The organism is Dyadobacter luteus (assembly GCF_003383615.1).
GTDB lineage: Bacteria > Bacteroidota > Bacteroidia > Cytophagales > Spirosomataceae > Dyadobacter > Dyadobacter luteus.
Map to the genome: position 1 here is coordinate 60,314 of NZ_QNUL01000026.1, position 24,941 is coordinate 85,254.

27 protein-coding genes are annotated in these 24,941 nt (G+C 41.8%); 6 read left to right on the forward strand and 21 right to left on the reverse strand.

The genetic code is table 11. The annotated features are described in order from the left end of the window. Positions 1-7: 7 nt before the first annotated feature. From DSL64_RS23285 to DSL64_RS23305, 5 genes are all read right to left on the reverse strand, one after another. Positions 8-790 carry a hypothetical protein gene (locus DSL64_RS23285; protein WP_115833351.1) on the reverse strand — a complete coding sequence of 261 codons (783 nt, stop codon included), beginning with the start codon at positions 788-790 and terminating at the stop codon, positions 8-10. Between the two features lie 65 nt (positions 791-855). Next, a complete protein-coding gene (locus DSL64_RS23290) occupies positions 856-1,692 on the reverse strand; it encodes an ABC transporter ATP-binding protein (protein ID WP_115833352.1) in 837 nt (278 codons plus the stop codon). Positions 1,693-1,907: 215 nt separating this feature from the next. Beyond that, positions 1,908-2,504 carry a nucleotidyltransferase family protein gene (locus DSL64_RS23295; RefSeq protein WP_115833353.1) on the reverse strand — a complete coding sequence of 199 codons (597 nt, stop codon included), beginning with the start codon at positions 2,502-2,504 and terminating at the stop codon, positions 1,908-1,910. Between the two features lie 3 nt (positions 2,505-2,507). After that, complete coding sequence (locus DSL64_RS23300) at positions 2,508-3,707, reverse strand: XdhC family protein (RefSeq protein ID WP_115833386.1); 1,200 nt, start codon at positions 3,705-3,707, stop codon at positions 2,508-2,510. Next, positions 3,694-4,851 carry a cysteine desulfurase family protein gene (locus DSL64_RS23305; RefSeq protein ID WP_115833354.1) on the reverse strand — a complete coding sequence of 386 codons (1,158 nt, stop codon included), beginning with the start codon at positions 4,849-4,851 and terminating at the stop codon, positions 3,694-3,696. Before DSL64_RS23305 ends, DSL64_RS23300 begins: the two co-directional genes overlap by 14 nt. A gap of 230 nt (positions 4,852-5,081) precedes the next feature. Here DSL64_RS23305 and DSL64_RS23310 point away from each other — a divergent pair, with 230 nt between their 5' ends. Next, entirely contained in the window at positions 5,082-5,717 is a 636-nt protein-coding gene (locus DSL64_RS23310; protein WP_115833355.1) for a peroxiredoxin, read from the forward strand. A gap of 76 nt (positions 5,718-5,793) precedes the next feature. On the opposite strand, the gene DSL64_RS23315 is transcribed toward DSL64_RS23310, so the two are convergent. Then, positions 5,794-6,498 carry a DUF6962 family protein gene (locus tag DSL64_RS23315; RefSeq protein ID WP_115833356.1) on the reverse strand — a complete coding sequence of 235 codons (705 nt, stop codon included), beginning with the start codon at positions 6,496-6,498 and terminating at the stop codon, positions 5,794-5,796. A 201-nt stretch (positions 6,499-6,699) separates the two neighbouring features. Here DSL64_RS23315 and DSL64_RS23320 point away from each other — a divergent pair, with 201 nt between their 5' ends. After that, on the forward strand, positions 6,700-7,401 hold the full coding sequence (locus DSL64_RS23320; protein WP_115833357.1) for an MCP four helix bundle domain-containing protein: 702 nt from the start codon (positions 6,700-6,702) through the stop codon (positions 7,399-7,401). A gap of 59 nt (positions 7,402-7,460) precedes the next feature. Here the strand turns inward: DSL64_RS23320 and DSL64_RS23325 are convergent, their stop codons facing one another. Next, positions 7,461-8,012, reverse strand: coding sequence for a hypothetical protein (locus tag DSL64_RS23325; RefSeq protein WP_115833358.1), 552 nt, complete (start codon positions 8,010-8,012; stop codon positions 7,461-7,463). A gap of 221 nt (positions 8,013-8,233) precedes the next feature. Between DSL64_RS23325 and htpG the strand changes: the two genes are divergently transcribed. After that, on the forward strand, positions 8,234-10,060 hold the full coding sequence (htpG, locus tag DSL64_RS23330; protein WP_115833359.1) for a molecular chaperone HtpG: 1,827 nt from the start codon (positions 8,234-8,236) through the stop codon (positions 10,058-10,060). Positions 10,061-10,119: 59 nt separating this feature from the next. Here htpG and DSL64_RS23335 read toward each other — a convergent pair whose 3' ends face one another. From DSL64_RS23335 to rho, 4 genes are all read right to left on the reverse strand, one after another. After that, the gene (locus DSL64_RS23335) at positions 10,120-10,644 is read right to left on the reverse strand and encodes a helix-hairpin-helix domain-containing protein (RefSeq protein ID WP_115833360.1); all 525 of its coding nucleotides are present in this window, start codon (positions 10,642-10,644) and stop codon (positions 10,120-10,122) included. A 25-nt stretch (positions 10,645-10,669) separates the two neighbouring features. Beyond that, complete coding sequence (locus DSL64_RS23340) at positions 10,670-11,155, reverse strand: helix-hairpin-helix domain-containing protein (protein WP_115833361.1); 486 nt, start codon at positions 11,153-11,155, stop codon at positions 10,670-10,672. A gap of 19 nt (positions 11,156-11,174) precedes the next feature. Beyond that, entirely contained in the window at positions 11,175-12,086 is a 912-nt protein-coding gene (locus DSL64_RS23345; protein WP_115833362.1) for an OmpA family protein, read from the reverse strand. A 148-nt stretch (positions 12,087-12,234) separates the two neighbouring features. Beyond that, a complete protein-coding gene (gene rho / locus DSL64_RS23350; RefSeq protein ID WP_115833363.1) occupies positions 12,235-14,007 on the reverse strand; it encodes a transcription termination factor Rho in 1,773 nt (590 codons plus the stop codon). Between the two features lie 493 nt (positions 14,008-14,500). Between rho and DSL64_RS23355 the strand changes: the two genes are divergently transcribed. Genes DSL64_RS23355 through lptC form a run of 3 tightly spaced genes read left to right on the forward strand, consistent with a single transcriptional unit; the run spans position 14,501 to position 17,095 of the window. Beyond that, positions 14,501-15,220, forward strand: a complete 720-nt coding sequence (locus tag DSL64_RS23355) for a type III pantothenate kinase (RefSeq protein ID WP_115833364.1) — start codon at positions 14,501-14,503, stop codon at positions 15,218-15,220. Beyond that, on the forward strand, positions 15,207-16,499 hold the full coding sequence (gene bamG, locus DSL64_RS23360; protein WP_229217202.1) for a BamG family beta-barrel-assembly machinery protein: 1,293 nt from the start codon (positions 15,207-15,209) through the stop codon (positions 16,497-16,499). The genes DSL64_RS23355 and bamG overlap by 14 nt, the downstream gene beginning before the upstream one ends. Positions 16,500-16,510: 11 nt before the next feature. Next, on the forward strand, positions 16,511-17,095 hold the full coding sequence (gene lptC / locus DSL64_RS23365) for an LPS export ABC transporter periplasmic protein LptC (protein ID WP_229217203.1): 585 nt from the start codon (positions 16,511-16,513) through the stop codon (positions 17,093-17,095). Position 17,096: 1 nt separating this feature from the next. Here lptC and DSL64_RS23370 read toward each other — a convergent pair whose 3' ends face one another. From DSL64_RS23370 to DSL64_RS23415, 10 genes are all read right to left on the reverse strand, one after another. Then, positions 17,097-17,543 carry a c-type cytochrome gene (locus DSL64_RS23370; RefSeq protein ID WP_115833366.1) on the reverse strand — a complete coding sequence of 149 codons (447 nt, stop codon included), beginning with the start codon at positions 17,541-17,543 and terminating at the stop codon, positions 17,097-17,099. Next, a complete protein-coding gene (locus DSL64_RS23375) occupies positions 17,540-18,205 on the reverse strand; it encodes an SCO family protein (RefSeq protein ID WP_115833367.1) in 666 nt (221 codons plus the stop codon). Before DSL64_RS23375 ends, DSL64_RS23370 begins: the two co-directional genes overlap by 4 nt. 2 nt (positions 18,206-18,207) lie before the next feature. Continuing rightward, positions 18,208-18,642 (reverse strand): viral A-type inclusion protein, encoded by a 435-nt coding sequence (locus DSL64_RS23380; protein ID WP_115833368.1) that lies wholly within the window; start codon positions 18,640-18,642, stop codon positions 18,208-18,210. Positions 18,643-18,679: 37 nt separating this feature from the next. After that, the gene (gene recN / locus DSL64_RS23385) at positions 18,680-20,335 is read right to left on the reverse strand and encodes a DNA repair protein RecN (RefSeq protein WP_115833369.1); all 1,656 of its coding nucleotides are present in this window, start codon (positions 20,333-20,335) and stop codon (positions 18,680-18,682) included. Between the two features lie 122 nt (positions 20,336-20,457). Then, positions 20,458-20,703 (reverse strand): hypothetical protein, encoded by a 246-nt coding sequence (locus tag DSL64_RS23390; RefSeq protein ID WP_115833370.1) that lies wholly within the window; start codon positions 20,701-20,703, stop codon positions 20,458-20,460. Positions 20,704-20,718: 15 nt separating this feature from the next. After that, positions 20,719-21,639, reverse strand: coding sequence for a type IX secretion system protein PorD (gene porD / locus DSL64_RS23395; RefSeq protein WP_115833371.1), 921 nt, complete (start codon positions 21,637-21,639; stop codon positions 20,719-20,721). Then, positions 21,636-22,844 carry a bifunctional phosphopantothenoylcysteine decarboxylase/phosphopantothenate--cysteine ligase CoaBC gene (coaBC, locus tag DSL64_RS23400; RefSeq protein ID WP_115833372.1) on the reverse strand — a complete coding sequence of 403 codons (1,209 nt, stop codon included), beginning with the start codon at positions 22,842-22,844 and terminating at the stop codon, positions 21,636-21,638. Before coaBC ends, porD begins: the two co-directional genes overlap by 4 nt. A 93-nt stretch (positions 22,845-22,937) precedes the next feature. Next, on the reverse strand, positions 22,938-23,249 hold the full coding sequence (locus tag DSL64_RS23405; RefSeq protein ID WP_115833373.1) for a DNA-directed RNA polymerase subunit omega: 312 nt from the start codon (positions 23,247-23,249) through the stop codon (positions 22,938-22,940). A 54-nt stretch (positions 23,250-23,303) separates the two neighbouring features. After that, complete coding sequence (locus tag DSL64_RS23410) at positions 23,304-24,233, reverse strand: outer membrane protein assembly factor BamD (RefSeq protein ID WP_115833374.1); 930 nt, start codon at positions 24,231-24,233, stop codon at positions 23,304-23,306. 73 nt (positions 24,234-24,306) lie between these two features. Next, a complete protein-coding gene (locus DSL64_RS23415) occupies positions 24,307-24,921 on the reverse strand; it encodes a T9SS type A sorting domain-containing protein (protein ID WP_115833375.1) in 615 nt (204 codons plus the stop codon). Between the last annotated feature and the right edge of the window lie 20 nt (positions 24,922-24,941).

The window sequence follows — 24,941 nt, forward strand, 5'->3', positions numbered from 1 at the left end:
TCCGTGATTAAATCTCTTTTTCTTTCAATCGTACAAATGATATATACCACGTGGTCAGAAGGAATAGAATAGGAAAGGTGTAAAGTAATGCCTGCTCACTTTCTGAGTGCGCGAGATAGTAGTGTTTTCCTGATGGAGAATACCAGAGCTTCCAGGCTGAAAATGGGAAAGATACAACCTGTGCCGGGGAATCGGTGACCTTGTATATGTAAATGATATGTACAGCTGTGAAAGTGATCGCTATGAAAAAGAGCAAAACAGCGGTTTTAACATATGACAATTTGCGGAAGTAAATCGAACCCAGAAATACGCAACCCTGAATAATCATATGCAGGTAAATAAAATAACGCAATACATCATAAGGAATTGAACTGTATCTGGATGAACCTGTTTGGCTGCTGTTGGCAATGCCAATAAACCAGAAATGTAACTTTGAAAATAGAAATGTAACCGGAATGATGAAGATCAGGTTCAGTAACAGAGGAACCAGGAATTTTTCAAGTTGTGAAGCCGGTACCATCAGGGATGCAGTAGCGGTATCTGTAGTTCCGTATTGCGTAAAAACGGTGGAAGTATACAGGCTTCCTCCAAACATCACTACCATAAAAAGGGCAAGTGCATGCAGTAACATCAGTATCTGACTGAAACTGTTGGTAAGAATAATTGGCAGCATGAGCGTCATCATGATGACCAGCAAAAGTCCGCCTGTTAATAAATACTTTCTGCCTTTTTCTGCCCAATCAAGTTTAAGGAAGAGCCAGAATCGCTGTAGATCGAAGGTTTGGTTCATATTGAAGAAATGTGATAACTATTGGTATATGACTTAATATTGAGTAATAAGGAAATCTGGCTTTGCTATGGTCTGAAGATATGTCTAACCCGATCAGGATTTTTAGTGACGGCATTGAAAAGATGTTCCAGATCAACACGGCTTTCTTCGCGGTCAGAGTTTTCAAACACTGCTTTATAGCCACGTAAGGATTGTTCAGCATACAAAACCCGATTATCAAATTCCACGCTTGGAAGCGTTCCGAAATGCAGTCGTTCAGCTACTTCTTCCAGGCTGTGCTGAATCATAATCTGGTTGTTATCAATAATAATAACAGCATCTATCAGATTGTCGAGATCGCGTACCTGGTGTGTTGAAATCAGAATGAGCCGGTCAGGTTCAAGCGCTGAGGAAACTACCTTCCTGAATTGGCTTTTGGACGGAATATCCAAACCGTTGGTGGGCTCATCCATTAACAGGACTCTCGTATTCGTAGCAAGAGCAAACGCCGTGATCAGCTTTTTCTTCTGCCCATAGGACATGTCTGTGAGTTTGTTTTTCCTTGGGATATCAAACTGATGTATGTGTGACATAAACTGCTCGTGATCAAAACGCGGATAAAACGGAGCCAGAACTTTCACATACTGGTCAATGGTCACAGATGGCAGATAAATCTCTTCCGGAATAAAGAATATGTCTTTCAGGAAGTCGGGGAGACGCTTTTGAGGTATGAATCCATTAATATCAATAGTGCCGCTCAAAGGAAAAAGCAACCCCGCCATGTTTCTGATCAGGCTTGATTTCCCGGCTCCGTTTTTACCCAGCAGCCCATAGATATGACCTGGTTCGAGCTGCATGGATAAATTTTCAAACAGTAACTTCTGCTTACTATAACCGAATGATAATCGATCAAGTTTGATCATGGCTTAGTTGTTTAGTGTATTAGTTATATAGTACACTGTAAAAGTAAGCGTGTAATTTCATATTCCAAATGTTTATGGGAAATATTTTGAGTAAAATGATCTTAATACAAATGATGGACAGGGGTGTGCGGAGCTGGCAGAGGAGCCAATGACATTTCTTTTGATAGATACATACGCCTCTGTCGCTCTCTGTGTAACCTAAAAGTGGCAGGGTATCACATGTCATTCAGTTTGCGGTAATCCTCCTGGGTGTCAATATCAATTCCACCCAATGCAAAAGGGACAGAAGCAACGTTTTCCCGAAATTGCTTGATCAGTTTTTTCGCTCCCTCTGCTCCTTTTAATTCCAGCAGGGCATCGAAATATTCTTTCCCGAATAGTACAGGTGTACCAAGAGAATCGTCATAAAAACTGGCTATAATTCCTTTTTCTGATGACTGAGCCTTTTGAACAAGACTTAGGAATAGAGTTGAATCTACAAATGGCTGATCGCTTACAGCCAGGATTATGCCCTGAAGTGAAGAGGTATTATCAAGGGCTGTTATGCCCGTGCGAATGGAGGACGACATCCCTTCCTCCCAATTTTTATTGTGCACAACAATCGTGGAAGAATCATTTATTTCAGCGGAGAGGAGTGCTGCATTGGCACCAGTTACTATAGTGACAGGAGAAAGTCGTGCTTGTGTAGCAGCATCAATCACATTGCGAATCAGTGTTTTGCCATTATACTGAAGTAGTTGTTTGGGTTGTCCAAGTCGGGAGGAGTTACCTGCTGCCAGTATTACTATTCCAAAGTGATGCTCCTTATTCATACCTCAGATCGGATTTTGGATAGCGCAAAGAAATCCTTCTGCAACTGATTTGGAGTAATCCAAATTCTGACCGGCGCGATTGTGAATAGGCTCGGATTTTTCTCTTAAAAAAGTTCCCAGCCGGTTGTTCATCACAGCCTTGATCTCTGAGAGTACGGACAGTGCTATTTCTTCAGATGTTTCAGCGCCTATATCCAGTCCTGTAGGTCCGAAAATTTTACTTTTTTGCTTCTCGGTGACGGTAAGTCCATCCTTTTCAAGATCATCAAACATCCGATCCAGCTTCTTTTTCGGACCCAATGTTCCGATGTATGGACAAATGTCCAGCATGATAAGCTCCTTCAGAAGTGCAATGTCATAATTGTAATTATGGGTCATTAGCACAAAAAATGTCTGCTCATCTGGCGTAATATGTGTGAGCACGTCATTGGCTTTGGAAACCAACACCTGTGTGGCTTTCGGGAATCTTTGGTAAGTTGCATGACCATTCCGGCCATCTACGACAATGATATTCCAGCCCAAAACCGATGCCATGTCCATGAGCGGAATGGTGTCGTTACCTGCACCGGCAATCACAAGTGACGGAGGGGTTTTGAGATATTCTACAAAGCCTGTCAGATTTTGACCGTCAATTACAAAACTCTTAAAAAACGAATCCTGAATTTGTTGAGCATGTTCGATTTCTTTTAAGAAAACATCATTACTTACAATAGAAGCTACACTATACTCGGATATATTTTCTTTTTCAAGGTACAGACAGCATGTTCCTGGCTGAAAATCTTTCCGTCCTGTCAGAGAAAACAATGTGAGCAAAACCGCATTTTGCCTTTTTGCGGATGCACGCTTCAGTAAAGCAATAGGATTGTTAACCTGTTCGGGATCAATAGGTTCGAAAAGAATATGTACTATACCATTACACCCCAGTTGCACCCCCAGCGTATTGTCATCATCATCTGTGGTATCGTACGTTACCAGTTTGTTTTTCTGTTGAGAAATTGCCAAAAGTGCTTTCCTAAGTGCATCACCCTCCAGGCAGCCACCGCTTATAGCACCGGTCAGCTGTCCATCGTCAGTAACAAGCATCCGCGCTCCGGGTCTCCTGTACGACGAACCTTCCACATGAACCACTGTGGCCAGCGCCATGCTTTTTTTTGCCGAAACTGCTGCGTCGAATGCATTAATGATGTCCTTAATTTCTTTCACTGCGATGTGCATTTACAATTTTGGAAATTACCTCTATGGCCAGATCAATGTGTTCAGATGTGGTGAATCTGCCTAAACTGATTCGGAAAGAGTTGCGGATCAGTTCTACCGGAACGCCCATTGCCATTAACACGTGACTTGGTTGAATAGTTGCTGAGGTACACGCTGAGCTTTGGGAAAATGCAATACGTCCGGAAGCTTCCAACATCATCTTTTCTCCATCCACACCGGGGAAGGTAATGTTGGAGCAGTGAGGGAGTCGCGAGGAAGAACCGCTATTTATGATGACATCAAGGTTCCCCAATTCTGATTCCAGCTGGCTACGCAGGCGGCTCAAACGTGCAGCTTCGGATGCTAATTCTGTTTCTGCCAGTTCACATGCTTTTCCCAGGCCGACAATTGCCGGCACATTCAATGTACCGCTTCTGCGGTTTCTCTCATGCCCGCCACCATCAATTTGTGCTGTAAGTGTTGGCCCATTTTTCTTTTTAACGTAAAGAACTCCTATCCCTTTCGGACCGTATAATTTATGCGCACTAAAGGCCAACAGGTCAATATTGTTTTCCTGTACATCCACTGGTATTTTACCAACAGCTTGAGTGGCGTCGGTAAAAAAGTATATGTCATGCTTGGCTGCGATGTTACCAATTTCTTTGATGGGCTGAATAACTCCTGTTTCATTGTTGGCGAACATTACCGCAATGAGCAACGTATCTTTATTTATTGCTGCTTCAAGCTCATCCAAACGAATCAGCCCGTTTTCATCTACAGGCAGGTAGGTAACCCGCCCACCTTTTTTCTCAATAGCGAGGCAAGTATCCAACACTGCTTTGTGTTCCGTTTGGACCGTAATCAGGTGACTGGCTTTTTGACCGTTGCTTTCAAAAACACCTTTTACTGCCAGATTAACAGCTTCAGTGGCACCGGAGGTAAAAACGATTTCTTTTGGAGAAGCGCCGATTAAAGCCGCAATACTTTCTCTTGCATGTTCCACGGCTTCTTCCGCTTCCCAGCCAAATGAATGAGTTTTGCTTGCAGCATTACCGAACTTGTCCAGAAAATAGGGCAGCATTTCTTCCAGCACACGAGGATCCATCGGTGTGGTGGCGTTGTTATCAAGATAAACGGGTAAATGGGAATTCATGGTGGTGAATATACCTTGATTTTGGTTACAGGGCAGTCAGTCAAAGTAAGTAAATTAACTGAAATTTCGAAAACTTGTAAGAATATGAAGCTATTCAGTAGGCTTATTATACCTTTTATTAAATCTTAGATTCTGGCCCGGGTTTTTCTCTATAATGAAACTAATTATTTAAATTTGTGTTAAACTCTATAAGTTTAATAGATTATTGTTTCATTTAAAATCTTAAAATTATGTCACTTCGACTTGGAGATATAGCCCCTGATTTTGAGGCTAACACTACACAGGGGCAGATCCAATTCCACGAATGGCTGGGTAGCAGCTGGGGATTGTTGTTTTCTCACCCTGCTGATTTTACACCGGTTTGCACCACTGAACTTGGAAAAACTGCGCTTTTGAAAGGTGAATTTGAAAAGCGTAATGTGAAAGTACTTGCCGTGAGTGTTGATGATATCGATTCACACAATCGCTGGATTCCGGATATCAATGAAGTCAATAATACGGAGGTTAACTTTCCGATCATCGCTGATGAAGGCCGCAAAGTAGCTGAATTGTATGACATGATCCACCCGAATGCAAGTGAAAAAGCGACAGTTCGCTCTGTATTTGTAATCGGTCCTGACAAGAAAATTAAACTGACACTGACTTATCCTGCTTCTACAGGACGTAATTTCAATGAAATTTTGCGTGTTATTGACTCTTTGCAGTTGACTGCTAATTACTCTGTAGCAACTCCTGCAGACTGGGCGGACGGAGATGATGTGATCGTTGTTCCGGCTGTTAGCACAGAAGATGCTGAAAAGAAATTCACAAAAGGTCTGAATATTGTGAAGCCATACCTGCGCTACACGCCACAACCAAATAAGTAATATCTGTTATTTTGATATAGAAAAAGTCCTTCATTACACAGCGTAGCGAAGGACTTTTTTATTGTTTCGGAGCTCTTTAGTTCTCGGTATAATCCTCACCATAATATTTCATATCTCTGGCTCCCAGGTAATAGTAATAGATGGACATCGCCATCGGAATGTGAGCAATGTCGTTATAATTGAACCAGGGGCCAAAACTGAATTTCAGCGCATGAAAACCGGCTGAAACTGCCCCAAGAAAAGTAGCGATAAAAATGTAGCGGCTTCCCGGGTCACTCTTCTTCCGATATACATAAATTTCTATCAGACATAACATCAGGAAAAGGCCGTAGAATGCATGCACTTCCACAACAATAAAGTTGAGGGTGACAAGAGCCAGTACAAAAAAAATGGAAAGCTCTATGTAATTAAGCCATCCCAGATATTTTCCTATTTTTTGTGAGAGTAAGGGTTTTACATGCCAGATAGCTGCGCGTTCAAAAAGGGCTACCGCAATCATACTTGAAAACCAACCGGGAATTTTTCCAGGCTGCCCGGTTAGATATAGAAAGCCATGTCCGAGTATACCGCCGATTGCTGTTGCCAAACCCATAAATAGGAAAAAGTACTGGGTTTGTTTGTACATCCTATGTGTTCTGCCCAGTTGGTTGAGCTTCACAAATCCGTACACACATACTGCCGTCATCATCAGGCTGGATAAAACAGAAGAAGGTTCCAGAATGGTGATACCAAACAATTGGATCTGGTGTACCTTACTGAAATCAATGGCTAAGACATTCATAAAATTAAAAGTATTGCAATAACGCTGTTATCAGAATTTCCAAAGTAACTACAATTGAGCCGTTATCCCATCATTTGAGACCATGTTATGACTGTTTGACTACATACAAGGAAGCTGCTATGAAAGAGTAGGTGGTGGTATTTGTATATATTTCATGTATTTATTGTACTTTACGTTTGTGTTTTAGCTAATTTTCTATTTATGAAGTGGTCGTTTGTTATTCAGCAAAAATTCAAAACAGCAATTATACTGGGCGGAATGATGTGTATGATCGTTGCTGCTACACTGATATCCCGAATGAATATGCAGGGGATAGATAAATCATTTTCATCCATTTATCAGGATCGGCTTATTCCGGCTACCAACATTATCTACCTTACAGAAAACCTCTACGGCAAAAGGCTCTCACTGGAGAAATTCTTATTATCTGATGAAATGTGTAACTCAGAAGAGATTGCCGCAGGGTTGAGTTCGCATAACAATCACATAGATTCCCTGATCAAAGCATTCGAGAAAACCTATCTGGTAGATCAGGAAGCGAAGAGTTTGGGGGCGTTTAAAAACCGCGTTGCCGAGTATGCGTTGCTGGAAAAGGTGATCATCAACCTCTATGCATCCGGCCATGTGGCTGCTGGCAAAGAGCTTTTTGAAGGTGCGGGTGCCAGAACATTCCAAAGTACCATTCATAATTTGAACGAACTGACGTCAATTCAATCCAGAGTAGGGCAGGAGTTAATGAAGGAAACCAAAAGTGATATGGCAAGTTTCAGTCTGATCTCCTTTCTACAGATTGCACTTGCGATCATCATTGGCCTTATTGTGATTGTCCTTGTACAGAACTCTACGATTATCAGTAAGTCAAAGGCAAGCAAAGACAGCGGGGGCTATTTCAATCTGAACTGACAAAAAAAGGTCCGGTTATGAAAAACCAGACCTTCATTGTTAAATATATATCGGGGAGATTAGTTACCTACTTTTCTGCCTTTAAGCGTTTCACGGGAGTTTTTAACTTGTTTCAAAAGATCCTTCTTCACAAACAGACGTGCTCCGTTGCCTCCCTGAAGATCAAATGTACGTTCTTTATAGTCGAATTTGTTATTAGGCAAAACATCTAAAAAGTAGTTCTGACCACTCAGATTGAACTTCATTCCTTTCTGATCCTGTTGCGTATCATCCCATGAAACGTTGATAGTTCCGTTCCCTGTACCAAGGGCAACTCCCGGAGTAAATGGTAGCACATTGATTGTTTGAATGCTTTTACCATTACTCATCGTAATCTGTCCTTCCGGATTTACCTTGATGTCATTCGGATCTGAAACCTCGCGACGGATATTGATCGCCTTGTCGTTGAAAAACTGAACTTTTTCCAGAGGAATATTTGCAGATTCAAGATCACGTCTCAGGTCTTCGGTAAATACTGTATAATTAGATAGAGGGACGGAGTTCATGGTTGTGCAGGCCGAAACTGCAGAAAACAAAAGAATACCGGCAACAAATTTTTTAACAAGATTCATACGTATTGGATAGTCTAGATATTCAGTTCAGAATAAGATTTGGTGTCGCAAATTAAGAAAAACACTTACAGTTAACAATATACCATTTTAATATTGAGGTAACGGATTTTTATGACAATCTGTCAGCCCCCGACTGATTGATTGCTAATGGAACGCAAATTTTCATCGTGTATTGCAAGAGCTAAATTATTTCTAAAATTTTAAACCAAACTGCGACTAATATGGAGACAGGGATTCAGGAAAAAGGAAATTTAAGTATACACACCGAGAATATTTTCCCGATTATTAAGAAATTCCTTTACTCAGATCATGAAATTTTCCTGAGAGAACTTGTATCGAACGCTGTAGATGCAACTCAGAAACTGAAGAAACTTTCCTCATACGGAGAATTCAACGGAGAGCTGGGTGAATTGAAAGTGGTTGTGAAGTTGGATAAAGATGCCAAAACTATCACGATCAGCGATAATGGTATCGGTATGACTGCCGATGAAATCAAAAAATACATCAATCAAATTGCATTTTCGGGAGCTACTGAGTTCGTTGAAAAATATAAAGATAAAGGAGACGAGGGCAAAATCATCGGAAACTTTGGTCTTGGATTTTATTCAGCCTATATGGTTGCAAAAAATGTAGAGATCATCACGAAATCTTACAAAGATGATTCTGAGGCTGTACGTTGGGAATGTGACGGTTCAACCGAATTTACACTTTCTTCTGCCGAAAAGGCTGATCGGGGATCGGACATCATACTTCATATTGCAGAAGACTCGGAAGAATTCCTGGACGACTACCGTTTGCGTGGAATTCTGGAGAAATACGGAAAATTCCTTCCTATTCAAATCGAATTTGAAGATAAGGTCATCAACAATACAAGCCCGATCTGGACAAAGAATCCTTCAGAGCTGAAAGATGAAGACTACATTGCGTTCTACAAGGAGTTGTACCCGATGAGCGAGGATCCGTTGTTCTGGATTCACCTGAATGTGGATTATCCGTTCAACCTTACCGGGGTTCTTTATTTCCCTAAACTGAAAAATGATTTCCAGGGGCAGCGCGAAAAAATTCAGTTGTACAGCCGTCAGGTGTTTATTACTGACGAAGTAAAGGATATCGTGCCTGATTTCCTTCAGTTACTTCATGGTGTGATCGACTCTCCGGATATTCCTTTGAACGTTTCCAGAAGTTACTTGCAGGCTGATGGTAATGTGAAAAAGATTAACGGCTACATTACACGTAAAGTAGGGGATAAGCTCGCTGAGATATTCAAGAATGATCGCGAAAGTTTCGAGGCGAAGTTTGACGATATTGGTCTTTTCGTGAAATATGGTATCGTAAGCGACGAGAAATTCTATGAAAAAGCCAAGGATTTCTGTTTGGTTAAAAATGTGGATGGTAAGTTCTTTACCTTCTCTGAATACAGCGAGTTGGTTAAAGAAAACCAGACTGACAAAAATGACACGCAGATCTGGCTTTACACGACTGACGAACAGAAACAAGATGCCTTTATCCAGTCAGCTAAAAAACGCAGCTATGATGTGCTGTCTCTGACAAGCGTTATTGATGCACATTTCATTAATGCATTAGAGCAGAAGCTTGAAAAAACTTCGGTGAAGCGTGTGGATGCTGATACTTTGGACAAGCTGATCGAAAAAGATGTGAAGTTAGAAAGCATCTTGTCTGCTGATGATCAGGAAAAGGCGAAAAAGCTTTTCGAGGAAGTCGCTGACTCAAAAAGTGCGCACATTGCAGTAGAAGCTATGCCGGTTGATGAGTTGCCGGTGGTGATTACATTCCCTGAATTTATGCGCCGTATGACAGACATGCAGGCTACATCAGGTCAGCGTTCTATGTTTGGCGATATGCCTTTGATGTATACAGTGTCACTGAATGCGAATCACCCGATTATCGGGAAGGTTTTGCAAACGGAAAACGAGGAGGAACAGAAATCACTTGCCAAGCAGGTTTACGATCTTGCGTTACTTTCGCAAGGCTTGCTTACAGGAAGTGACCTTACTAAGTTCATCCAGAGAACTGTCACTACGCTTTAAGATGCTGAATAAAAACAAAATAGCCGCTTTCTTTATTGAGAGCGGCTATTTTGTTTTTATTATCTTCCTCCAATCAGTTTGTCTTTAAGGGCGTTAAGCTCTTCCCATTTTCCTTCATGGGCCAGGGTCGCCTGTTCCGGCCAAGTCGTAGGATCGTGCATCTGAAACCTGGGGCCTGCTCCTTGTAATATCCTGGCTATACGTACTGCCGGAATTGCAGACAGCTGCGAATAATTCTGTATCCCGTTTTTGTTCAGAATTTCTTCAATCTTGGGTCCGATTCCCTCTATTACTTTTAAGTCCTGACAGATACCCGGATCCGGTTCCTCAATTGGATACACGGTTTTGAAAGCTCCTTTCCTTGGTGTATCTGCTTGTGCAATGGGAATCGGTTGTACAGGACGAGACCGGCATTCATCCAGTTCAAGTTGTTTTTCCGAAATTTCCTCTTCAATTCTGGTGATGGCAGCACGAGCCACCAGGCGAGCAAGAAAGTAACCTACAGCAGCAGCAATCAAAAGTATAATGATGATTTCTGTAAATGCAACCGGTCTTGAAAATGGTGTTATCTCTATTAAAAGCATTGTTGTAGCGAATTTAATTTTGGTGTCAGGATTCGAAACGTCCTTTATTAAGTTCTTTTTGCAGCTCTTCGAGCTCATTCCACATCCCATTTTGAGCTAGTGTCGCCTGCTGGGGCCATGAGCGTGGATCATGCATCTGAAATTTACTGCCGTCCTTTCTTAGTATATCTACTAACTGGTCGGGTGGTGTTTTTCCCAATTGAGAAAAATTGTAAATACCTTCAGAATTGAGAAGTTCTTCCAGTACCGGCCCTATACCTTCAATTATTTTAAGATCATCTTTGACTCGTAAAGTCGCTGCAGTGTGTATAGTATTATGTGCAAACGGCTGTTTTTCAAGAAGGCAACTGTCCAGATCAGTACTTATTCTATGCAGTTTTTTTTGTAGTAATCGCCGTTTATTTTCTGCGGAAATGTATCCGATGATATAGCCGATAACTGCTGCTCCGAAGATCATCAGCAAATGCTGCCATAACGCATCCGGATTATTGAGAGGATTTAAATCAATCATATTCGTTGTGTTTTAATTATTACTTAACGACAATAGATACACGCCGGTTTGCCCGTTTGCCCTGAGCTGTTTCGTTAGATGCCTTGGGTTCCGATTCACCTTTACCATCGGTAATGATACGGTTTTCGGGTAGTCCGAGAGCCACAAACTGCTTCTTTACAAAATTGGCGCGTTTTCTGGAAAGAACCAGATTCCATTCAGCACTGTCTTCATTGTCAGTATGGCCAGTCAGCATCAATTTTTTATCTGCATGGTCCGAAAGGAACTTCTTCGCTTCAGCAATAAATAGTTGGTTTTGATCAGTTTTGATATATTCAGAACTTGCCGTAGGGAAATACAAATCAATTGGCTTAAATATGCTTTCAAACCTTTCTTTGTTTGCCAGATCCGTTTCGGACTGAGGAGCAGTTGTAGCAGGATTAGAAACTACGATGTTTCTAAAACCAAAGTCTATTCCGCCATACAAAGTATCTTGCTGGAAAACCAGGTTCTTTGCTTCCACACTATTCACTACAATGAGTGAATCGGGGAGGCCTTTGGATAAAAACCACTGTCGGATTGCTTGCGCTCTTGCTTCGCCCGGATTAGCAAAAGTGGTATGGTTGACCTCTGAAGGTGAAAAGCTTCCCGTTATTACTATTTGTTTACCGCTTTTGGCCGACAAATACCTGTATACAGAATCCAATTCAGGTAGAACAGATGTGAAGTTTGTAGTAGCTCCGTTTTTGGCAAAAGCAAAGTTTCCATTGGCTCGTAACTGAAGAGACGAACTGTCGCTGATGACCAGAGGTTCGACAACAGGAATGACCGAAGAACTTTGCGGAAGTGCAGGTTGCGCATCGCACAATTGCTTAATGCGACATACATGCCAGTACGAGGAACCGGCGATCCACACGGCGAGTAATACCCACCATATTTTACTGTTTGACATATTCTTTTTAGGGTTGATTCAGACATCTGACTTAAAATTAATTATTTAGTCACACATTGTGAATTTTCCGGGATATTCGTACTTAGCATAAATGAAAAAAGCAGTCTGTTCATAGAACAAACTGCTTTCAAAGTCTATTTCGATATAATTATCGGTTCATCGAAATAAGGAATTCTTCATTATTTCTGGTGCCTTTCATGTGTTCAAGCAAGAAATCCATAGACTCCATTGCATTCATGTCTGACATGTGTTTTCTGAGAATCCACACTTTTTTAAGTGTTTCTTTATCCAGAAGCAAGTCTTCACGACGTGTACCTGAAGCCATAACGTCAATAGCAGGGAACACGCGTTTGTTAGATAACTTGCGGTCAAGCTGAAGTTCCATGTTACCCGTACCTTTGAATTCTTCAAAGATTACTTCGTCCATTTTGGAACCTGTATCAATCAGTGCAGTAGCTATAATAGTCAGAGAGCCACCATTTTCCACATTTCTTGCAGCTCCGAAGAAACGTTTCGGTTTGTGAAGTGCATTGGCATCAACACCACCTGATAGTATTTTACCTGACGACGGTACCACAGTATTATAAGCACGGGCTAATCTTGTGATAGAATCCAGCAGAATCACGACATCATGTCCACATTCCACCATTCGTTTCGCTTTTTCCAAAACAATGCTCGCTACTTTAACGTGGCGATCTGCCTGCTCATCAAATGTAGACGCAATTACCTCAGCACGAACGCTTCTTTGCATATCAGTAACCTCTTCCGGACGCTCATCAATCAGCAGAATCAGAAGGAAAACTTCCGGATGGTTTCTGGTAATGGCATTAGCCACTTCTTTAAGAAGAACTGTTTTACCAGTTTTAGGTTGGGCAACAATCATTCCTCTTTGTCCTTTTCCGATAGGAGCGAACAGGTCAAGAATTCTTGTTGAATATTGATCCGGACGTGAGCTGAGTCTCAGGCACTCGTCAGGAAATAATGGTGTCAGATATTCAAATGGGATACGGTCACGTATTTCTTCTGTTGTTTTTCCATTTACAGTTTCAACACGCAACAGCGCAAAATATTTTTCACCTTCTTTCGGAGGTCTTATCTGGCCACGCACCGTATCTCCGGTTTTAAGACCAAAAAGTTTTATCTGAGAAGGTGATACGTATATATCATCCGGACTAGCCAGATAATTGTAATCTGCAGATCTTAAAAATCCATATCCGCCATCCTGCATAATTTCCAGAACACCTTCATTTACAATAAGTCCGTCAAATTCACGAACATAGTTATTGTAATTCTTTTTGATCTTTGAAGAAGGATCTTCGCGGGATACGTTTGGCTGGTGAGGTCTTTCCTGAGTTTCTGCCGGTTGTTTGAACGCCTTCTCTTCTGTTGCGGCAGTTTCTGTAGCTGCCTCTGCAGGAGCTTCTTCCTGTTTTTCAGGTTCTGTTACAGTTGATTCAGCAATTACAGGTTCTTCTTTTCCAAGATCATTCAATGTGTCATCTTCCGAATCAACTTCCGGTGTGATATCAAGGTTTCTTGTCTTTTCGGCACGATGTGGCTGCGCTGCCGGTTTGCTGCGCTCTTCCGTCTTTTCGGGATTATCAAAAAGAGGAGCAGAAGACGGAAAAGGATTTGTACTCTCTTTTCTCTGTCTTGCAGGGCGATTAGCAGCCGGCTTGGATTCAGCAACTACCGCTTCTGTAGAAGGAGTCAAACGCCGGGCCCTCTTTTTCTTAGGCTCATCATCCTGATTTGCATCAACTTCCGGTTCAGCAGGTACTGCTGTTGCCTCTTGTTGAGCAAGGATACGGTTAACAATTTCCTTCTTTGGTAGTTTGGCATAGTCTGGAATACTGAGGCTTCCGGCAATTTCTTTGAGCTCTGAGAGAAGCTTAAGATTCAGTTCATCAATTGTAAGCATACAGAAAGTAAAAGGCAAAGAAGTGCTTTACCTGTCGGATAATGAGTTTGTGAATGGTAAATGGAATATTTTTTGAGAACGCATACCTTGTGGTCACGTAAGAATTATGGCTGTATCAGAATTAATTCAGGCCAAGTGAATGACTTTACCGGCCGGGAAAAAAATGTTGGATCAACTTGAAAAGTTAGTAAATACACTCAAATGGAGTATTGAAAATAACTGGTAAGAACCTTATAACCTTGGATAACGCTGAAAGCTATCGGGAGACGGGTAACAGAACTTCAATAGTTGAGTTGAGGATTTGTTGGGCGAAGGTAATCAAAATTTTGGTAAATGCAAATTTATAGGGAAAAACAATCTTTTTTCTTCAACATTACTTCTCAATATCATGGAGATAGGTCAGATGTTTTAACATAATTTAAGGCAATATCGGGCATTATAGTTACAGTCTGCGCTAGCTTTTCTCAGAGGAAAAGAGGACTTTTGCACTATTATGAATATTGCGATTGACGCAGGGAATACATACGCAAAAGTCGGATGGTTCGAAAAGGACAATCTGGTACGTTACCAGAACAGACTTTTATGGCCTGATCTTATCTCCGAAATACAGCAGAATGAGCCGGAGAGGATCCTATTTTCTTCCGTAGGCAATAGTGTAGAGGATTTCAGAAGTGCTTTGCAACGAGACATTGAGGTTATTGATTTAACACCTGATACACCGTTGCCCATATCGAAAAATTACGATACACCGCAGACGTTAGGTGCAGACAGAATTGCGGCAGCCGTGGGTGCGCAGTTTCTTTATCCGGGCGATGACCTGCTGGTAATTGATATGGGAACCTGCATCACCTATGACTTTCTTGATAAAGAGGGAAGTTTTCAAGGGGGAGCAATATCTCCGGGTGTGAAAATGCGATTCTCTGCCTTACATACGTTTACTAAACGATTACCTCAGCTGGAGCCGGTTCCTGAGGCGGAATTGATTGGGAAGAGTACTAAGGGAGCAATAGAAAGTGGCGTCATGAATGGAATGCTGGCAGAAATTGAAGGAATAATTGAAAGATATCGCCACATATCTTCTGATTTACGTGTAGTTGTATGTGGGGGAGACGTTCCTTTTTTTGAAAGTAGGTTGAAACCGACCATCTTTGTGGTTCCGGAATTGGTATTAATTGGATTGAACAGAATTTTAAGATATAATGTCGCTTTATAAAAGAATAGCAATACTCGCTGTTGCACTTACCTTAGGTTATAATGTTTTGGCTCCAATTCAGGTTAATGGCCAGGGTCTGGGCAATTCACCTTATTCATCCTTAGGTGTCGGGGAATTATATGGTGACGGCTTTTCTGATAATGTCGGAATGGGGCAGTCGGGTGTCAGCACCGGTAATGGGTTTCAGATCAACAATCTTAACCCGGCACTATGGTCAAGAAATAAATATACCACTCTGGATGTCGGTTTGATTGGCCAGTACAAGGATGTTGTTTCGGGTAATAACAAACAACAGACACTGGGCGGGAACCTTGCCTATGTAGCTCTTGCATTTCCGGTAAGCAGAAGATGGACACTGGGTGGTAGTTTAAAGCCGTATAGTTCTGTCGATTTTGAAAATACTTCCACGCGGGTTATACCGGGAACGCCAGACCAGGCTGTTTACTTCAATACAGGAAAGGGTGGAATTAATAAAGCATCCATTACAAATGGTTATCAGCTAGGTAAATATATCAGCTTGGGTCTGGAAGCCTCTTACTATTTTGGAAATGTGAGAAAGGCGACGGAAGTGTTAATACCTTCCTCTACCAATTATCTGATCGGTATTAACGATAGGATTGCCTATTCAGATTTTGGTGCACGTGCCGGGGTGGCTGTCAGAATACCTGTAAAAAAGGATAATAAACTTAATCTGAATCTTGGTGGAGCTTACAGTTTTAAAACAGATTTGAACGGTACGCAGACAAGAACTTTGGAGCTAAGCCAGGACTCATATGTAATACCAGGCGCAACCGATACACTTAGTAAAAATTTAGCTGGATCCGTTACCGTACCCACACAATATCAGGTTGGAATGAGTTTGGAGTGGCCTTTGAAACTGGTTGTATCTGCGGATTACAATCGTCAGGAATGGTCTCAGTATAAAGCTTTCAGAAACTCTTCGAATGATGGTTTGAGAAACGTTAACCGTTTAAACTTAGGTGTGGAGTACCTCCCGCGCTTCCTTTCTCTTAATTATTTTGACCGTGTTCGTTATCGGGTTGGATTCAGTCATGGTAACAGTCCGTATGTAATCAACGGGAAAGGCGTAAACGATACAAATATCAGTCTTGGTTTTACATTCCCTATGGGATATGGATATCAGAACTTCCTTTCCATTGCTTTTGTAGGCGGTCAGCGGGGCGTAACTGGTACAGGGCTTGTTCGGGAGCGTTATGGTCGTGCGGTATTGGGGATTACCTTGCTTGAAAGATGGTTCCAGAAACAAAAGTTGGACTAAACATCAATAGTATGTTACGGGTATTTCAAAGTGCTTATCACAGGCAAAACATGTTTTGCAGCAGGTTTTTTGCAGTACTCGTAATTACCGGCCTTGTAGGGCTGAGTTCTTGCAGCAATAATGACAAGAAAATCGGCGCTTTGTATGAAGGACCTATTGAAATCGTCAATAATGTGCAGATCAGGTATAGTGAGCAGGGATTGCCAAAAGTTCAAATGGTAACACCTCTGTCTATGACCTACAGCAATCAGAATAAAATATTTCCGGATACGGTCAATATCAACTTTTTTGACCCCACAGGAACGATCATTACCCATCTGCGCGCCGACTCAGGACGCTTCGATCATGCTACGAATGTATATATCGTAAAAGGTCATGTGAAGGTAATTAAATCCCAGACAGAAGAAACGCTTACCACTTCTGAGTTGAGCTGGAGTCCGGTAACCAAAAAGGTTTTTACCGACAAACCTCTCACAGTAAGAAATACAAGAACATCTGAAATCACCAAGGCAGTAGGTATGGATGCAGAGCAGGATTTCACCCGCATCAAGTTCAGAAAGGCGACGGGTATTTATAAATTCTCAGGAGTGCCGTGAGCTAATGATCCTTACAAGCAGCCAGTGATTTCTGAACGAGTTCAATTGAAGTACGGGTGCTGTCCTGTCCCCATTTCATAGTTACGAAAGAGACAATTTCTGCAATTTCCAGTTCTGTTAATTTGGGATTAGCAGGCATAGGGCGGCTAAACTTTTTGCCAGCTACCAGAATCGTGTCACTCATTCCATTTTTGATAATGCAGGCCATCAATTCTTTATTTTTTAGTATTGATGAGCCCTGAAGCGGCGGATACAGATTCGCCATACCCTTTCCATCGTCCTGATGACAGTTTGTACAGTAAGTTTTGTATAGCTGATAACCCTCTACAAAGTATTGTTCTGACTTCAGCTGTTCAGAGCTCTGGCAGGAATAAAGAGTGGCAATGGCGAAAAGAAAAAGGGCCTTCAGCAACTTGCTGATAAGCCCGTTAGAATTGTAGCAGCTCATTTCTTATACTCATCCAATAGTGTCTGAATATCGGCGATAAGCTTTTTAGTACCTTCTTCGGTAGTACCGTCATACATTCCACGAACATGCTTGTCCTTATCAACAAGAATAAATGCTCCGCTGTGTAAAAAACCTCCTTCGGCTGTTTTTTCCTCTTTGGCTACGACCATATAGTTTTTCAGACCAAGCTCATAAGTCTTTTCTTTCGGACCGGTCAGAAACTGCCATTGTGTACCGGTTACATTCAAATCTTTTGCAAAAGTATTTAATACCGAAGGGGTATCGTGCTCAGGATCAATTGTGTGCGATAGGATCATCAGTTCAGGGTTGTCCTTGAACTTCTCATAGACGGTAAGCATTTGTTTTTTCATCACCGGACATATAGTCGGGCAGGTTGTAAAGAAAAAGTCAGCTACGTAAATTTTATCCTTCACGATCTGTTCTGTAATCGTATCACCGTTCTGATTTACAAAGGAAAATGGCGGAATGGTATTGTAGATAGTATCTACGACTTCTTTACCATCCACGGTTTTGGTGGTCCAGTCTCTTTCTCCGAGGATCGGTAATTTCTTGCCGGCGTTATCACAACTGGTGATTACCAGTGCTACAATAGAGGTTAATAGTATTGATTTTAATACAAATGTTACTTTTACTAAATTCATGGTTATTTGTCCAAAAACGATTTTGCTTCGTTTATGCTTTTAAGAGTTACTAGTTTTACTTCTTCAATTTTTGTCTTCTCATTTTCAAAATACAGAATAGCGGCATCCGCACTTAGTTTCTTGGCCGAGTCTCCGCGGTACTCATTCATCCAGCTCATCATGGCTTTATCCGATTCGTTCAGTTTTTGATTCAGATCCGCCGCTTTTGTACGTTCTTCTGCAAGATTATTGCCGGTAATCCCTTCATTCTGGAGGCTATCAAGTTCAACGATCTTCTTAGACAACCGAATTTTTAATGACATAATTTCATCCATTTTCGGCATCACTTCGTCGTGCATTGTAAGCACTTGTCCTTCAAGTTCGTGTACCTTTTCTTTGTCACTGGTACAACCGAATAAAGTACTGGCGATAATTACAGCTGGTATAAGACTTTTCATAATTCCCGGGAGGTTTTTAGAGTTAATGAATATTGAATTAATTTTTTTGGATCATCTCACGGGCATTGTCCAGAACAGATTCACTTGGATTATGCCCGCCAATCATCTGCGCTATTTCCATGATTCTTTCATTCATAGACAGTTTTTTTATTTTACTCACCGTCTTTTCTGATGAATGATCTTTATAAACAAAGTAGTGAGAATTACCACTGCTTGCAATCTGATGAAGGTGTGTGATGGCAATGATCTGATGTTTCTCAGCCATATTATGCATCATTTTAGCCATTTTCTTGGCAATTTCACCCGATACTCCGGTATCTATTTCATCGAAAATAATGGTAGGTAGCTTGCGTTTGTCTGCCAGTATATACTTGATAACCATCATTAAACGGGAAAATTCTCCTCCTGAAGCAACCTGTCTGAGCTCCTGAGGTGCAACTCCTTTGTTACCGCTAAACAGAAAAATGACTGAATCAATTCCATTGGAAGAGGCAGGTATTTCGTTGATGCGTATCGAAAGCGAGGCATTGGGAATACCTAGTTCTATTAGTCTTTCCAGCAGAAGCGATTCGATCTGAGCAGTGACTTTATGCCTTTTGTTCGATAGCTTCTTAGCACTTTCCAGCATCGCTTTTTCGGTTGACTCCGCCTTGCGTTGTGCTGCTGCCAGATCCTCATCCAGGTTCAGTACTGTATTCAGCTTTTTTTGTAAAGTGTCTTCGAGCTTGATCAGTTCATCAATTGTAGTCAGCTGATGTTTTTTCAAAAGCAGATATATCAGGTCTAATCGTTCACGCACAATTTCAGTACGGTTCTGATCCAGATCAACAGAAGCATTAGCACTGTCGATTTCATCTGTGAGATCCCGAAGTTCAATAAGCGCACTTTGTGCCCGTTGGTGCAATGCATTGTAAGTAGGGACGAGCCTGGCAGCCTGGGCTAAAGAGTTTACCGCCATTTTCAGTAATTCCAAAACAGAACCTTCCGGGCTATCCAGATAAGTATATGCTGTCTGTAATCTCTCCCTAATCTCTACAGCATTTTCCAAAATGGCAAGTTCCTGTTCGAGGCTGTCCTGTTCACCTGCTACCAGAGATGCTGCATTGATCTCCTGAAAAAGGAACTGGTCAAAATCAAATTCCCTTCTCAATCGCGATGCTTCATTCCGTAGATGCTCCAGCGCTCTTGCAGCATCCTTGTACTGCTGAAACCGTAGCTGGTAATCTGCAAGCAAATCAGCATTTCCGGCAAATGCATCCACAGCTCTTAACTGAAATTCGTTGGTTCCCAACATCACCGAGTCGTGCTGGGAATGTATATCAAGTAGCTGGCTGCTTATTTTACGAAGTGTTTCCAGGTTGACCGGCGTATCATTAATGAAAGCTCTGGATTTTCCGGAAACAGAAATTTCGCGCCGGATGATACAATCGTCAGAAAAATCAAGATTTTCTTCTTCAAAGTTTGGCGCCATATCGTACCCTGCCAGATTGAAGGTTCCTTCGATGATGCACTTTTCGCTTGAATCAAATAAAGATTTGGCGTCAGCACGATTCCCGAGGAGTAAGCCTATGGCACCAAGCATAATGGATTTTCCAGCTCCTGTTTCTCCGGTGATAATATTCAGGCCGGGGTCGGGTGTCATTTCCAATTGCTTGATTAAAGCATAATTCTTGATCAGTAAATTAGAAAGCATTTCAGGTCAATCAAATGAAGGGCGTGTATATACGCTGGTTGTTTCTGTAAATAAGGATTTCCTTAATTGATTCGAATATAACCACGATATCTTTCAATCAAAAACTGAATACAATCAGGTAACTATTTATTTACGATCTCTTCCAGTTTCGCAGTGGTATCCATTACGATTTCATGTATGGTACCAACAGGCAATGCATGAATGTGTTCCCGCGTGTCGCGGATTATAACTGTGTCCTGGCTAATGGTTTGCAACTTGCCGAAATAAGTGGTGCCGTCTTTCAAAACAACATTGATTTCGGTATTAACCAGTCCGGTAAGTTTGTTAAAGGCATCTGCACCCTGGATTCTTATCAATCTTTTACTCATTGGGGAAGGTTACGCTTACTGGTTAAGTCTTTGATATAGTTGAGTTTTAGAGGGATCCAGACTTACCAGAACGGTATACGCGTCTTTTTTCTGTTCTGCTGTACCTTCAACCATGATCTTACAAAGCTCATCCGATTTTGCATCGAAAAATGAATTGATCACAATACTGCCAGGGCGTGTGAGCGCAACTTCTTTAAGTGTGTTTAACACAGCCAGTACTTTCGCTCTGGTTTGAACAGGGTTTTGTATCGCTACATCCAGTCCCTCCCTGTAGTAGCTGTACATCCCTTCACGGAATGGTATAAATTGCTGGCTCATCAGGTTTTCGATCAGAGAATACCGGCTGTTGGTATTATTGGTGCTGTTATCCCATGCACGTTTATTGCCGGAAGCATTTCTCGCCTGATTTGAAATATTGAATGCTTTTTGCAAGTAAGGACTTCCGCCTAATTTGCTGAAGGAGTCGTAATCAAATATGTGCGCCAAATAGGCATAAAAAGCAAGGGAGTAGGGGAGTTCGTCAGTGAAGCTCGCCTCATTAAAATAGAGCTGATTTCCTGGTAAAAAGTTAAAATTGAAGTTCCTGTCCACGTAAGTGAAAAGCACAGTTTCGTAATTGGAGTTAAACACCGGCCGGGATACGACCAGCTGTGCATTTCCCTCATAACTGCCCAGTGCTACTGATTTGGTCAGGTTGATATTCAGTTTGCACTTGATTCTCTCTTCCTTTGCAAATACGTCGTCCGACCATCTTGTGTTGTTCAGAAAGTCATTGATATAAGTCTGCAGCTGTGTCATGCTCTGCGGATCTGTCTTTTGCTGTGCGAAAAGCTGATCAGAGTTTACAGTTACAGAAAATAAAGCTGACTGCGCCGATAGCACTGCTGAATAAACAAGCCCTATGCATAGAGCGAAAACAAATACTGATTTTTTCATACTTCACTCCATTTATTCAGCACGATATCAAGAATATCCTGTGCCACTTCATCTTTGGATTTCATGGTAAAATGAGTTACTTCTTTATTTGTATCAATAACGGAAATTTTGTTGGTATCGTGTGCAAATCCTGCTCCCGCATCATTCAACGAATTGAGAATAATGTAATCCAGGTTTTTTCGCTGCATTTTATCAATGGCATATTCCAGCTCTTTCTCTGTTTCAAGGGCAAAGCCTATAAGCAATTGACCGGGTTTCTTTTCAGAGCCGAGAGTACCGGCAATGTCTGTTGTCTTTTTCAGGTTAAGAACCATTGCGGAGCCCTGCTTTTTGATCTTTTGACTGGCAACTTGCTCGCTGGTATAGTCTGCTACAGCCGCTGAGAATATCACAAGATCGCTGCCCTCAAAGTGAGATTCGGTTGCTTCAAACATCTGCTGTGCCGTCTGAATATGGATTACGCTGATATCCGTATCTGACACTTTTATTGATGTGGGGCCACTTACCAAAGTGACCTGAGCTCCCGCCATAGCAAAGGCATTTGCGATGGCATAGCCCATTTTGCCGGAAGAACGATTGCTGATGTATCTTACAGGGTCTATAGGTTCGGCTGTAGGCCCGGCTGTGATCAATACGCGTTTACCTTGCGCCACTTGCCTGAAAGCGAAGAATTTTCTCAGTCGATAGACAATGGTTTCCGGCTCTGCAAGTCTGCCGTCACCCACAAGTCCGCTGGCCAGTTCTCCGTGTTCAGGAGCAATCAGATGGTTACCATAAGACAGCAAAGTTTTGATATTGTTGACGGTAGAAGGATGTAAAAACATGTCCACATCCATGGCTGGGGCAAAAAATATAGGGCAGCGTGCGGAAAGGTATATGGTTGTCAGAAGATCGTCGGCATGACCGCTGGCCAGACGCGATAATGTTTTGGCGGTAGCGGGTGCTATGATGATGGCATCGGCCCATAAACCCAGGTCAACATGGTTGTTCCAAAGATGGGTGCTTTCGTTGACAAACGAAGTAAGTACTTGTCTTTTGGATAAAGTAGCCAGTGTGAGAGGTGTTATAAATTCGGTTGCAGCCTGCGTCATCACAACCTGCACATCAGCTCCTTCCTTTACCAACAGACGAATCAGCAAAGCAGATTTGTACGCAGCTATGCTACCTGTCACGCCCAGAATTATTTTTTTACCCTGTAGATTCAATGTCTTATTGCTTTACCGGAATGTACTATAAAAGAAAACCAGCCGTATGAATAAAAAATTATTGATACGGCTGGCTATTAAATACTTCAGAGACTATTCTTCTGAGTTGTCGCGCAGACTGTGGTAAGTTTTTCCTTCGATGAATTCATCAATGGCAATACTTCCTGCTTTTGGCATACGCTCATAAAACTTAGAAATCTCGATTTGCTCACGGTTTTCAAAAACCTCCTCCAGATTGTCAACACCCGACGCGAATTCAGCCAGTTTGTTATTCAATTCCTCTTTCATTTTGCTGGAGATCTGACGAGCTCTTTTTGAGATCACAGATACTGATTCATATAGATTTCCTGTTACATCCGCGATTTTATCGGTATCGCGGGTAATGATGGATGGATTCGTTGCCATACTTACTTAATGGATATAGTTTAAATTTTTAAAACGTAATTGAGCTCACAAAGATCAGTTCTGAATCTTTGTTTCTGCAGTTGCGGGAGCCGTCACCTTCGCAGGTTTAGCACCGCCATTTGTATCCGGTTTGGCTTCCAGTAACTTTCTTTCAGCTTCCGCCTTCATGATTGTAGCAATTTGTTCATTGCTGTTGTCGAACATTCTTTCCGCATCACGTACGTACTTGCCCGAAGGATATTTATCTACCAGTTCTTCATAGAACTTCACAACGTCCTGGTATCTTTCCTTTTGTTTGTCGTAAAAACTATTCGTAGCCAGGTTGTACTGGGAGTCTACTTTCAGGAATGCCAGTTCTTCGTTGTATTTAGAATCCGGAAAATCCTTTTTGAAATTGTCAATAGAAATAACAGCCGACTTCAGCGATGCCATGTTAAAATCACTGATTTTATGGTACAGCTTCGCTTTTTCGTAAGCCTTACGCTCCAGCTTGGATCTCAGCTCCAGAATGTACTTTGTACACTCTTCACGGAAAGGGCTGTCAGGATATGCATTAATAAAGTCCTGTAGTGAGCCAATGGCTGTATGCGTACTTGCCTGGTCAAGGTTGAAAGGAGCAGAGTCCTTGTATAGCGAAAAAGCATGCATGTAAAGTGCTTCCTGAGCGTAATCACTTCTTGCATACGTATCGTAAAACTTTTTGAAAAGAAACTGACTGGTGTTGTACTGCCCCTGCTGATATTGCGTGTAAGCATAATAGAACTGCGCAAGCTCCGATTCTGTACTTCCTTTCAGAAGAGGTATTAGTTCTTCAAAAAGTAAACCCGAACGATAAAAATCGCCCTTTTTATAATAGGTCATTGCGGCATCGTACTTCTGCTGGTCCGTACCCGTCTTCTGTAATTTTGAAAATTTACTACAGGAAGTAATGACTAATACTGTAATAATGAGCAAGAAATAACTTGCCAGACTGTTTTTTCGCATATAACCGCAAAGGTAATAAAAAAGCTACACCATCCATAACGAAAGGGTAGCTGAATAAAGTGTTTTGAAAGTACTATTGCTGATGACGTACAAGCATTTTCTTGGTTGCAACCTTTTTGCCTTCCAGCGAAAGCTGATAGAAATATAATCCGGTAGGCATCACTGTGGTATCCACGGTCAGTTTCCGGTTGCTTTTGGTTAATGCGTACTCGTTCATTTTTGTGCCTAATACGTTATAGAAGATGACTTTGGCATCTCTCAGATCTCCTGTAATGTTATAATCCAGTTCAGCACGTTCGCTGGCGGGATTAGGATAAATATTGGATACTGTAATTACGTCGCTGATATAAAGTTGTTCTTCTGTTTTGATAGCAGTTTCTACAGGGGCAGACTTTCTCTCAATGTTTTTCACCACTAGTTCTGCTTCCTGTACGCCGGTGCTTTCCGAAGCAGCTGCATTAGAAAACAAAAATGTTCTGTAAAACTTATTGAGTGCCTTTGGACTCTGTAAAGACAAAGGCTTATAAGTAAGACCTGACGGTTTGGCAGCAAATGGCAGATTAGGGGTCGAATCGTTTTTCTTCGTAGCGGTCATATTCAGCCTGCTACCGCTGGGAACTGATTGAGCTGCCAGACCCTGCCAGGTCAGCATCGCAATGGTCAGTAAGTAAAGTATAGTTCTTTTCATAGCTTAGGTTCTGTGATAAC

Bases quoted from the DNA above. Each gene is read 5' to 3' on its own strand.
- DSL64_RS23290 (WP_115833352.1), bottom strand. From the start codon at position 1,692: ATGATCAAACTTGATCGATTATCATTCGGTTATAGTAAGCAGAAGTTA.
- DSL64_RS23335 (WP_115833360.1), bottom strand. From the start codon at position 10,644: ATGCTTTTAATAGAGATAACACCATTTTCAAGACCGGTTGCATTTACA.
- DSL64_RS23410 (WP_115833374.1), bottom strand. From the start codon at position 24,233: ATGCGAAAAAACAGTCTGGCAAGTTATTTCTTGCTCATTATTACAGTA.
- DSL64_RS23405 (WP_115833373.1), bottom strand. From the start codon at position 23,249: ATGGCAACGAATCCATCCATCATTACCCGCGATACCGATAAAATCGCG.
- DSL64_RS23305 (WP_115833354.1), bottom strand. From the start codon at position 4,851: ATGAATTCCCATTTACCCGTTTATCTTGATAACAACGCCACCACACCG.
- DSL64_RS23415 (WP_115833375.1), bottom strand. From the start codon at position 24,921: ATGAAAAGAACTATACTTTACTTACTGACCATTGCGATGCTGACCTGG.
- recN (WP_115833369.1), bottom strand. From the start codon at position 20,335: ATGCTTTCTAATTTACTGATCAAGAATTATGCTTTAATCAAGCAATTG.
- DSL64_RS23320 (WP_115833357.1), top strand. From the start codon at position 6,700: ATGAAGTGGTCGTTTGTTATTCAGCAAAAATTCAAAACAGCAATTATA.
- DSL64_RS23390 (WP_115833370.1), bottom strand. From the start codon at position 20,703: ATGAGTAAAAGATTGATAAGAATCCAGGGTGCAGATGCCTTTAACAAA.
- DSL64_RS23325 (WP_115833358.1), bottom strand. From the start codon at position 8,012: ATGAATCTTGTTAAAAAATTTGTTGCCGGTATTCTTTTGTTTTCTGCA.
- DSL64_RS23370 (WP_115833366.1), bottom strand. From the start codon at position 17,543: ATGAGCTGCTACAATTCTAACGGGCTTATCAGCAAGTTGCTGAAGGCC.
- rho (WP_115833363.1), bottom strand. From the start codon at position 14,007: ATGCTTACAATTGATGAACTGAATCTTAAGCTTCTCTCAGAGCTCAAA.
- DSL64_RS23380 (WP_115833368.1), bottom strand. From the start codon at position 18,642: ATGAAAAGTCTTATACCAGCTGTAATTATCGCCAGTACTTTATTCGGT.
- DSL64_RS23285 (WP_115833351.1), bottom strand. From the start codon at position 790: ATGAACCAAACCTTCGATCTACAGCGATTCTGGCTCTTCCTTAAACTT.
- lptC (WP_229217203.1), top strand. From the start codon at position 16,511: ATGTTACGGGTATTTCAAAGTGCTTATCACAGGCAAAACATGTTTTGC.
- bamG (WP_229217202.1), top strand. From the start codon at position 15,207: ATGTCGCTTTATAAAAGAATAGCAATACTCGCTGTTGCACTTACCTTA.
- DSL64_RS23295 (WP_115833353.1), bottom strand. From the start codon at position 2,504: ATGAATAAGGAGCATCACTTTGGAATAGTAATACTGGCAGCAGGTAAC.
- DSL64_RS23375 (WP_115833367.1), bottom strand. From the start codon at position 18,205: ATGAATTTAGTAAAAGTAACATTTGTATTAAAATCAATACTATTAACC.
- DSL64_RS23340 (WP_115833361.1), bottom strand. From the start codon at position 11,155: ATGATTGATTTAAATCCTCTCAATAATCCGGATGCGTTATGGCAGCAT.
- DSL64_RS23355 (WP_115833364.1), top strand. From the start codon at position 14,501: ATGAATATTGCGATTGACGCAGGGAATACATACGCAAAAGTCGGATGG.
- DSL64_RS23310 (WP_115833355.1), top strand. From the start codon at position 5,082: ATGTCACTTCGACTTGGAGATATAGCCCCTGATTTTGAGGCTAACACT.
- htpG (WP_115833359.1), top strand. From the start codon at position 8,234: ATGGAGACAGGGATTCAGGAAAAAGGAAATTTAAGTATACACACCGAG.
- porD (WP_115833371.1), bottom strand. From the start codon at position 21,639: ATGAAAAAATCAGTATTTGTTTTCGCTCTATGCATAGGGCTTGTTTAT.
- DSL64_RS23345 (WP_115833362.1), bottom strand. From the start codon at position 12,086: ATGTCAAACAGTAAAATATGGTGGGTATTACTCGCCGTGTGGATCGCC.
- DSL64_RS23315 (WP_115833356.1), bottom strand. From the start codon at position 6,498: ATGAATGTCTTAGCCATTGATTTCAGTAAGGTACACCAGATCCAATTG.